This window comes from Streptomyces sp. NPDC003284 (assembly GCF_053589675.1).
Genome location: NZ_JBSFSI010000010.1, coordinates 274,791 through 282,033 on the forward strand (window position 1 = coordinate 274,791; position 7,243 = coordinate 282,033).

6 protein-coding genes and 1 rRNA gene are annotated in these 7,243 nt (G+C 74.9%); 5 read left to right on the plus strand and 2 right to left on the minus strand.

Features of this window, described 5'->3' with window-relative positions:
- Positions 1-29: 29 nt before the first annotated feature.
- A complete protein-coding gene (gene mtnA, locus ACWDYF_RS22570) occupies positions 30-1,184 on the minus strand; it encodes an S-methyl-5-thioribose-1-phosphate isomerase (protein ID WP_389465768.1) in 1,155 nt (384 codons plus the stop codon).
- Positions 1,185-1,324: 140 nt separating this feature from the next.
- On the opposite strand from mtnA, the gene ACWDYF_RS22575 reads away from it, so the two are divergent.
- Genes ACWDYF_RS22575 through ACWDYF_RS22595 form a run of 5 tightly spaced genes read left to right on the plus strand, consistent with a single transcriptional unit; the run spans position 1,325 to position 7,037 of the window.
- A complete protein-coding gene (locus tag ACWDYF_RS22575; protein WP_389465765.1) occupies positions 1,325-2,743 on the plus strand; it encodes a glycerophosphoryl diester phosphodiesterase membrane domain-containing protein in 1,419 nt (472 codons plus the stop codon).
- Between the two features lie 4 nt (positions 2,744-2,747).
- On the plus strand, positions 2,748-3,539 hold the full coding sequence (locus ACWDYF_RS22580; RefSeq protein WP_389465762.1) for a DUF4129 domain-containing protein: 792 nt from the start codon (positions 2,748-2,750) through the stop codon (positions 3,537-3,539).
- On the plus strand, positions 3,536-4,738 hold the full coding sequence (locus tag ACWDYF_RS22585; RefSeq protein ID WP_389465758.1) for a DUF4350 domain-containing protein: 1,203 nt from the start codon (positions 3,536-3,538) through the stop codon (positions 4,736-4,738). The genes ACWDYF_RS22580 and ACWDYF_RS22585 overlap by 4 nt, the downstream gene beginning before the upstream one ends.
- On the plus strand, positions 4,738-5,727 hold the full coding sequence (locus ACWDYF_RS22590) for an AAA family ATPase (protein ID WP_389466190.1): 990 nt from the start codon (positions 4,738-4,740) through the stop codon (positions 5,725-5,727). Before ACWDYF_RS22585 ends, ACWDYF_RS22590 begins: the two co-directional genes overlap by 1 nt.
- A complete protein-coding gene (locus tag ACWDYF_RS22595; protein WP_389465755.1) occupies positions 5,727-7,037 on the plus strand; it encodes a DUF58 domain-containing protein in 1,311 nt (436 codons plus the stop codon). Before ACWDYF_RS22590 ends, ACWDYF_RS22595 begins: the two co-directional genes overlap by 1 nt.
- A 113-nt stretch (positions 7,038-7,150) precedes the next feature.
- Here ACWDYF_RS22595 and rrf read toward each other — a convergent pair.
- A 5S ribosomal RNA gene (rrf, locus tag ACWDYF_RS22600) occupies positions 7,151-7,243 on the minus strand; the annotation flags it as partial.

Sequence of the window (7,243 nt, forward strand, 5' to 3'; positions counted from 1 at the left end):
CCGGCCGGTGCCCTTCTCCGCCCCGCCGCCTACCCTCTCCCGTGTTCCTCCGCCGCCCGCCGCGAACGCGCGCACAGCTCGGCCAGTCCCTCGGCCGTCACCGGCGACAGGGCGCCCTGTTCGGTGACGATCGCGGTCACCAGCTCCGGCGGGGTCACGTCGAACGCCGGGTTGTACGCCTGCGTACCGAGCGGCGCGACCGGGATGCCGCCCCCGGCGCCCGTCCCCGGGGCCTGCGGTGCCGCCAGCTCCGTCACCTCGTGCCCCGGACGCTGCTCCACCTCGATGGACGGCCCGTCCGGAGTCCGCTCGTCCACCGTCGTCACCGGGGCGACCACGATGAACGGCACGTGGTGGTAGCGGGCGAGCACCGCCAGCGGATAGCTGCCCACCTTGTTGGCCACCGAGCCGTCCGCCGCGATGCGGTCCGCGCCGATCAGCACCGCGTCCACCTCACCGGCGGCGAACAGCGAACCGGCCGCGTTGTCGGCGAGCAGCGTGTACGCCAGACCGTTGCGCGCCGCCTCGTACGCCGTCAGACGCGCCCCCTGGAGCAGCGGCCGGGTCTCGTCCACCCACAGCCGGCGCAGCCGGCCCGCCCGGTGCGCCGCCAGCGCCACCGCGAACGCCGTGCCCTCCCCGCCCGACACCAGCGCCCCGGTGTTGCAGTGCGTGAGGATCCGGTGCCCACCGGCCGGCAGCAGCTCGTCCAGCAGCGCGAGCCCGTGCTCGGCCATGCGCGCGCTGGCCCGCGCGTCCTCCCGGTGCAGCTGCCGCGCCGCGGCCAGCGCCGCCGGAGCGGCCAGCAGCGGATCACCGGTCTCGGCCAGCGCGGTGTGATAGGCCGACCGCGCCCGGTGCACGCCCACCGAGAGGTTCACCGCGGTCGGCCGCGCTCCCGCGAGCGCGTCGGCGGCGTCGTCCACGTCGAAGCCGCGCGCGGCGGCGAGCGCGACGCCGTACGCCCCGGCGATGCCCAGCAGCGGCGCCCCGCGCACGGCGAGCGACCGGATCGCCTCCACCAGCGCGGGCGCGTCCGTGCACACCAGCTCGACCTCCTGGGCGGGCAGCCTCGTCTGGTCGAGGAGGACCAGGACGGGGCCCTCGGGCGGCTCCTCCCAGCGAAGGGCGGGAATCCCCGGCGGCCGGTTGTCCTCGCGAGCCTGCGCGTACTGATCAGCCATGCCGTCAGTGTTCCCCGTATCCCGCGGACAATGGAAGGCGTACAGCGGCCACCGCGGCAGATCACCCTGACACCGCCCCATGGCACGATGGCACCCCACCTGCCGCCGCGACCGCGGACGGGCACCGTGAAGGAGCGACGATGAACGACACTCCGGGCTGGGCCTCGCCCGGATCCGCCCCGTCCGACGGGCAGGAACCCGGCGCGTCCGGCCCTGCCGACCCCGCCGGCCGCCCCGACCCGTCCGCGCCGGCCCAGCCCGAGCGGCCCGCGGACCAGCCCGGAGCGCAGCCGCAGAACCCCGGCCCCAGGTGGTCCAAGGAGCAGCCTCCGGCCGGCCAGTGGTCCGCGCCCACCGGGGGTCCCGCGGCCCCGGCACCCGGCCAGACCCCGCCCCCGCCGCCCTCCGGCTGGGGCGCCCCGCCGCCCGCGGGCGGCGGCTACGGATACGGCGGGTACGGCGCCCCCGGAGGCCCCGGCGGGTACGGCGGCCCAGGTGGCTACGGACCCGGCGGCCACGGACCCGGTCCCGGCGGATACGGCGCCTGGGGCGCCGGCTGGGGCGGGCCGCCGCCCGCGGCCAAGCCCGGTGTGATCCCGCTGCGCCCGCTCGGCCTGGGCGAGATCCTCGACGGCGCCGTGTCCACGATGCGCGCCCACTGGCGGGCCGTGCTCGGCATCGCGCTGGCCATCGCGGTCGTCACCGAGATCGTCGTCATCCTGGTGCAGCGTCTGGCGCTGAACGGCGTCATCGACAACGACGCGCTCAAGGACCCGAACGCCACGCCCCGCGAAGTGCTCCGGGCCACGGGCGACAGCCTCCTCGGCTCCGGCATCATCTTCCTGGTCGGCGTCGTCGGCATCGTCCTCGCCACCGGCCTGCTCACCACGGTCACCAGCCGCGCGGTGCTCGGCAGGTCCGTCACCCTGCGCGAGGCCTGGCGCGACGCCGCTCCCCAACTGCCCAGGCTGCTCGGTCTGCTCCTCGTGCTGCTGGTCATCTGCCTCGGCGTCTTCGCCGTGGGCATGGTGCCCGGCCTCATCGTCGCCGCGACCGGGTCCCCCGTCGGAGGCACCGCGATCGCCGTCCTCGGCGCACTGGGCGCCGGTGTGGTCGCCATCTGGCTCGCGGTCCGCTTCTCCCTCTCCCCGGCCGCGCTGATGCTGGAGAAGCAGGGCATCAAGAAGGCGATGAGCCGCTCCGTCAAGCTGGTCAACGGCTCCTGGTGGCGGATCTTCGGCATCCAGCTCCTGACCGCGCTGATCGTCGGCATCATCTCGGCGATCATCGTCATCCCCTTCAGCCTGATCGCCTCCGCCTTCAGCGACGGCGGGTTCTCCGGCCTCCTGGACGGCAGCACCCAGCTCAGCTGGACGTACCTGGTCATCACCGGCATCGGCTCGGTGATCGGCTCCATGATCAAACTTCCGATCACGGCCGGTGTCACCGTGCTCCTCTACGTCGACCAGCGCATCCGCCGCGAAGCCCTCGACCTGGAACTGGCCCGCGCCGCAGGCGTCCAGGGCCACGGCACCGACGCACCCGCCTCCGGAAGCTGATGCCGTGAGCCTGCCGGGGGGAGTTCTCACAGCGCCGCCCGCGCCCGCGCGCGCGGCGGACCACGCCGACGGGATCCTGCGGTCCCTGCCGCGCATCGGGCACACGCTCGCCCTGGCCCAGCCGGACCCCGGCGGCACACCACCGGTGACCCTCCCGCGCGACCCCGCGCGGGAGGCCGCCCGCCGCGAACTGTCCAAGCGCGTGTACCACGAGAACGACCCCGGCCTGTTCCAACGCGCGCTCGACCACTTCTGGGACTGGGTCGGCAGACTCTTCGACTCCGCCTCGACGGCCACCCCCGGCGGCACGGCCGGACTCGTCGTGATCGTCCTGGCCGTCCTCGCCGTACTGGGCGCCCTGTGGTGGCGCCTGGGCACACCGCACCGCGAACCCGCCTCCGCCCCCGCCCTGTTCGACGACCGTCCCCGCAGCGCCGCCGAACACCGCGCCGCCGCCGAGGCACACGCCGCCCAGGGCCACTGGAACCCCGCCGTCCAGGAACGCATGCGCGCCCTCGTCCGCTCCCTGGAGGAACGCGCCCTCCTCGACACCCGCCCCGGCCGCACCGCCGACGAGGCCGCGGCCGAAGCGGGCCGCACCCTGCCCGCCCACGCCGACCGGCTGCACACCGCCGCCCGCGACTTCGACGGCGTCACATACGGCGGCCGCCGCGCCACCGAGCAGACGTACCGCCACATCGCCGCACTCGACCGCGACCTGGAGCACACCCGGCCCCAGCTGACCGCGAGCACGACGAGCACGACCGGCACCACCCACCGGGGAGCCGCCGGATGACCACCGAGGCAACCACCACGGCCCCGCCCCCGGCCACCTCGACCTCGCCCACCGCCCGGCAGACCTGGACCCGCGCGCGCGGCATCCTGCTCGCACTGCTGATCCTGCTCGCCGCGGGCCTCGTCCTGGCCGCACTGCGCTCCGGGGACCGGCACGGCCGCCTCGACCCGCGCTCCGCCGACCCGCACGGCAGCCGCGCCGTCGCCGCTCTCCTCGCCGACCGGCACGTCAGCAGCCGCGTCGTCACCGGCCTCGACGAGGCACGCGCCGCGGCCGGACCCGACACCACCCTGCTCGTCGCCGTCCCCGACCTGCTGACGCGCGACCAGCAGTCCCGGCTGCGCGCCGCCACCGCCGGCACCGGCGGACGCACCGTCCTCGTCGCCCCCGGCACTCCCTCCCTCGACCGCCTGGCCCCCGGCGTCACCGTCGACACCGCGCCCGGCTTCGACACCGTGCTCGCACCCGGCTGCGCCCTGCCCGCCGCCCGCCGCGCCGGACCCGCCGAACTCGGCGACGGCATCCGCTACTCGACCACCGTGCGCGCCGACTCCTGCTACCCGAGCGACGGCCTGCCCACCCTGCTGCGCATCCCGCAGGCCGCGCGCGGCGACACCGTCGTCCTCGGCGCGCCCGCCATCCTCTTCAACAACCGCCTCGACCAGCAGGGCAACGCCTCGCTCGCCCTCCAACTCCTCGGCTCGCGCCCCCATCTCGTCTGGTACCTCCCCTCGCTCGACGACGCCTCCGCCCCCGACAGCGGCGAGCGCGGCTTCTTCGACCTGCTGCCCTCCGGCTGGCTCTGGGGCACCCTCCAGCTCTTCATCGCCGCCGCACTGGCGGCCCTGTGGCGGGCACGCCGCTTCGGCCCCCTCGTGCCCGAGAAACTCCCCGTCGCGATCCGCGCCTCCGAAACCACCGAGGGCCGCGCCCGCCTCTACCGCAAGGTGAACGCCCGCGACCGCGCCGCCACCGCTCTTCGCTCCGCCACCCGCACCCGCCTCGCTCCCCTCGTCGGCATCCCCACCACCCAGGCGCACACACCCGAGGCACTCCTCCCCGCCCTGTCCGCCCGCCTGGACGGCGGCGCACAGCCCTTGCACGACCTGCTCTTCGGCCCGCCGCCCGGCGACGACGCGGCCCTCGTCTCCCTCGCCGACCGACTCGACGCCCTCGAAAGAGAGGTACGCCGTCCATGATGGACCCGACCACTGACAACGCCGGGCACACCGGGGACGCGACCGCCGCCCGGTCCTCCCTGGAGGCCCTGCGCGCCGAGATCGCCAAGGCCGTGGTCGGCCAGGACCCCGCCGTGACCGGTCTCGTCGTCGCCCTGCTCTGCCGCGGCCACGTCCTGCTCGAAGGCGTCCCCGGAGTCGCCAAGACCCTCCTCGTGCGCACCCTCGCCGCCGCACTCGAACTCGACACCAAACGCGTCCAGTTCACCCCCGACCTGATGCCCAGCGACGTCACCGGCTCCCTCGTCTACGACGCCCGCACCACCCGGTTCTCCTTCCAGCCCGGCCCGGTCTTCACGAACCTCCTCCTCGCCGACGAGATCAACCGCACCCCGCCGAAGACCCAGTCCTCGCTGCTGGAGGCCATGGAGGAACGCCAGGTCACCGTCGACGGCACACCGCGCCCGCTCCCCGCCCCCTTCCTGGTCATCGCCACCCAGAACCCGGTCGAGTACGAGGGCACCTACCCGCTGCCCGAGGCCCAGCTGGACCGCTTCCTGCTCAAGCTGACCATCCCCCTGCCCTCCCGGGACGACGAGATCGACGTCCTCACCCGGCACGCCGCCGGATTCGACCCGCGCGACCTGCACACCGCCGGCGTACGCCCCGTGGCGGGCCCCGCCGACCTGCAAGCCGCCCGCACCGCGATCGCCGCGACCACCGTCTCCCCCGAGATCGCCGCCTACGTCGTCGACATCTGCCGCGCCACCCGCGCGTCCCCGTCCCTCTCCCTGGGCGTCTCCCCGCGCGGCGCCACCGCCCTGCTGTCCACCGCACGCGCCTGGGCCTGGCTGACCGGCCGCGACTACGTCATCCCCGACGACGTCAAAGCCCTCGCCCTGCCCACCCTGCGCCACCGCGTACAGCTGCGCCCGGAAGCGGAGATGGAAGGCGTCACCGCCGACTCGGTGATCACCGCGGTCCTCACCCACGTCCCGGTCCCCCGCTGATGGCCCTCACCGGACGCGCCGCACTCCTCGCGGCCCTCGGTTCCGTCCCCGTCGGCCTCTTGGACGCCGGCTGGACCGGCGTCCTCGCCGTCAACGCGCCCCTCGCCGTCGCCTGCGCCTGCGACTACGCCCTGGCCGCGCCCGTACGCCGCCTCGGCCTGAGCCGCTCCGGCGACACCTCCGTACGCCTGGGCGACACCGCCGATGTCACGCTCACCGTCACCAACCCGTCCGGCCGCCCCCTCCGGGCCCGGATCCGCGACGCCTGGCCGCCCAGCAGCTGGCAGCCCGGCACGGAGACCGACGCCTCACGCCACCGCCTGACCGTCCCCGCCGGTGAACGCCGCCGGCTGACGACGCGGCTGCGCCCCACCCGCCGCGGCGACCGCCGGGCCGACCGTGTCACCGTCCGCTCCTACGGCCCGCTCGGCCTCTTCTCCCGCCAGGGCACCCACCAGGTGCCCTGGACGGTACGGGTCCTGCCCCCGTTCACCAGCCGCAAGCACCTGCCGTCCAAACTGGCCCGGCTCCGCGAACTCGACGGCCGTACCAGCGTCCTCACCCGCGGAGAGGGCACCGAGTTCGACAGCCTGCGCGACTACGTGCCCGGGGACGACACCCGGTCCATCGACTGGCGTGCCACCGCCCGCCAGTCCGCGGTCGCCGTCCGCACCTGGCGCCCCGAACGCGACCGCCACATCCTGCTCGTCCTCGACACGGGCCGCACCTCGGCCGGCCGGGTCGCTGACGCGCCCCGCCTGGACGCCGCCATGGACGCCGCCCTGCTCCTGGCCGCCCTCGCCTCCCGGGCCGGGGACCGCGTGGACCTCCTCGCCTACGACCGCCGGGTACGGGCCCTCGTCCAGGGCCGCGCCGCGGGAATGCTCCTCCCGTCCCTGGTCAACGCCATGGCGACGCTGGAAGCCGAACTCATCGAGACGGACGCCCGGGGCCTCGCGGCGACCGCACTGCGCACGGCGCCCCGCCGCTCCCTGCTCGTCCTGCTCACCAGCCTGGACCCGGCCCCCGTGGAAGAGGGCCTGCTCCCGGTCCTCCCCCAGCTCACACAACGGCACACCGTACTGGTCGCCTCGGTCGCGGACCCGTACGTGGCCCGCATGGCCGCCGCCCGGGGCAGCACGGACGCGGTGTACGAAGCCGCTGCGGCGGCCCAGGCCCAGGGCGAACGCCAGCGCACCGCGGAACAACTGCGCCGTCAGGGAGTCACCGTCGTCGACGCGACTCCGGACAACCTGGCTCCCGCACTCGCGGACGCCTACCTGGCATTGAAAGCAGCGGGCCGGCTGTGAAACACGGACCCTTTCCGCCCCAGAAACGGAAAGGGGACGGAAAGAACACCCTGAAAAGCCCCTGAACGCAGAAAAACCCCGCACCGTGAGGTGCGGGGTTTTCCCTAAAATTTGTTCGGCGGTGTCCTACTCTCCCACAGGGTCCCCCCTGCAGTACCATCGGCGCTGTGAGGCTTAGCTTCCGGGTTCGGAATGTAACCGGGCGT

Excerpts from the sequence above, each read along its gene's own strand:
- mtnA (WP_389465768.1), bottom strand. The coding sequence starts at position 1,184 with ATGGCTGATCAGTACGCGCAGGCTCGCGAGGACAACCGGCCGCCGGGG.
- ACWDYF_RS22575 (WP_389465765.1), top strand. The coding sequence starts at position 1,325 with ATGAACGACACTCCGGGCTGGGCCTCGCCCGGATCCGCCCCGTCCGAC.
- ACWDYF_RS22585 (WP_389465758.1), top strand. The coding sequence starts at position 3,536 with ATGACCACCGAGGCAACCACCACGGCCCCGCCCCCGGCCACCTCGACC.
- ACWDYF_RS22590 (WP_389466190.1), top strand. The coding sequence starts at position 4,738 with ATGGACCCGACCACTGACAACGCCGGGCACACCGGGGACGCGACCGCC.
- ACWDYF_RS22595 (WP_389465755.1), top strand. The coding sequence starts at position 5,727 with ATGGCCCTCACCGGACGCGCCGCACTCCTCGCGGCCCTCGGTTCCGTC.